Source organism: Bacillus sp. GMa5/1 (assembly GCF_050172015.1).
In the GTDB taxonomy this organism is placed as follows: domain Bacteria; phylum Bacillota; class Bacilli; order Bacillales; family Bacillaceae_G; genus Bacillus_A; species Bacillus_A cereus.
Map to the genome: position 1 here is coordinate 1 of NZ_JBNLYC010000387.1, position 1525 is coordinate 1525.

Below are 1525 nucleotides of genomic sequence, written 5' to 3' on the forward strand. Positions count from 1 at the left end.
ACTTTTAGCATTGATGGTTTTAAAGAGAATCATGATCGAAACAGAGTCTTTGTCAATGGAATGCCCACCTTTGAACGAGCGTTCAAAAATATTAAAAGACTTCAAGAAAAGAAAAAGGAACAAAATATAGAACAAGTTATTAGTTTTAATTGCTGCTTTGACCAATATACCGACGTATATAAAGTAGCGAAATTTTTCGAGGAAAACTATGATTTATTTAATCCGTTTTTTGTTCTTTATAATCAAATTAATCCATTTGATACATTATATTTTGATTGGTGTGAGGAACAAGTTAAAACTGGAAAATGGAATTTTGATAAAAATAATTTCAAAAATGCTATGCAGAAAATTGAACACGAATTATATGAATCTGAAACATGTGATGATCATTTTCAACAAGTGGCTGGTCCGCTAGTAATGAAAGATTTTGTTCTTTCAATAAGAAATAAGGATGGACAACAACAAATTACCCGAAATAGTTGCATTCCTACTAGTAAAATAGCTGTTTCTCCTGATGGCACTCTAACATTATGTGAAAAAATGTGTAAAAAGTATCCGATAGGTACTGTTGAAAAGGGTTTAAATTGGAAGCTTGTAGATAGTGTTACTGAAAAATTAGTTCAACATTTTAATAGTGACTCATGTAAATACTGTCCGATTAGAACAATGTGTGAGGCATGTTTTATGTTTCTAGATGAAACTGGAAGAATTAAACCATCATTTTGTAAATCTAAGAAGGTAGCGGTTAAAAAAAATTTAGAAGATTATTTTACAAAGAAAGAAAAAGGTTTTGATGTAATGAAGGTTTACAATCATACTAGTGATCTTGATTCTGTCAAGGAGATGATGAAATGAAAAAATATTTCAGATTGTATCCATATTGTCACTTAGAGATAGGAAAAAATAATTCGTGTTTGTATGATATCAGTAGCGGAAAAATGATTAAAATAAACAAAGAAAACGCTGAATTATTAAAACGATGTCAGGAAAATGAACCCCTTAGTTCCATTGATATAGAATTGGGTATTTTAGATGAATTAATGAATTTGAATTTAGGTGCATATTACGATAATCCACAATTTATTGAACCATTTTTTGAAACTAACGAAACAAAAAACAGAATATTCATAAAAAACAACACTCTAAGACAAATGTTCATTTTAACCTCCACAGATTGTAACATGAATTGTAAGCACTGTAATGTGGATTCAAGCATTTTTCGAAAGACAGGATGTAAAATATGGCCCAAAAATATTAATTTTAATATATTAACCCAATCGCAGTGGAGAATAATTTTAGAAGCATTTTATAATCTTCATGGAGAAGAGCTCCTATTCATTGGTGGAGAACCATTTTTAGAATTTAATTTCATTAAAACTATCGTAGGAATTGCTAAAAAAATTGGCATCTCAAAATTTTCAATATTCACTAATGGAAGCATTCTTGATGATGATATACTTAGATTTTTGATAGAATATGAAATAAAAGTGTACATACAAGTGTTTGAAGCTGATGAAAATAAATT

2 protein-coding genes are annotated in these 1525 nt (G+C 28.9%); both read left to right on the forward strand.

Translation table 11 applies throughout. The features are described from left to right. On the forward strand, positions 1-855 hold an 855-nt coding region (locus ACQGSG_RS28850), incomplete at its 5' end, for a hypothetical protein (protein WP_426948728.1). After that, the coding region (locus ACQGSG_RS28855; protein WP_426948730.1) for a radical SAM protein at positions 852-1525 on the forward strand (674 nt) is incomplete at its 3' end. The genes ACQGSG_RS28850 and ACQGSG_RS28855, both read left to right, overlap by 4 nt.